Below are 385 nucleotides of genomic sequence, written 5' to 3'. Positions count from 1 at the left end.
GCTGTAGGCCAGGCGGGAGTGGTCGTCGACGGCGGTGTGCAGGTAGCTGTAGCCGGCGTTCGCCCGGTTCTTGCGCCCCGCAGCCCGGCCGAGAACCTTGTGACCGCCGCCGTCGGGGATGTTGCCGAGCTTCTTGATGTCGACGTGGACGAGTTCGCCGGGCCGGTCTCGTTCGTAGCGGCGGATGACCCGGCCCGTCGCCCGGTCCAGATGGGCGAGGCGGGCCAGTCCGTAGCGGGTCAGGACGCGGTGCACGGTGGAGGGCACCAGATTCAGCAGGTGCGCGATGCGGGCCGGTCCCCACCGGCGCAGGAGCCGGACCTTGATGATGCGGCGCTCGGTGCGGGTCGGGGTGCGGCGCGGACTGTGGCGAGGGCGGCTGGAT

At 71.9% G+C, this 385-nt stretch carries 1 protein-coding gene; it reads right to left on the bottom strand.

From position 1 onward, the window contains the following. Positions 1 to 385: transposase family protein (locus AC5WRT_RS39120; protein WP_496101120.1), on the bottom strand; the 385-nt coding region annotated here is incomplete at both ends.

Source organism: Streptomyces sp. NTD91 (assembly GCF_059510455.1).
This window is presented reverse-complemented; position numbering and strand designations above follow the sequence as displayed.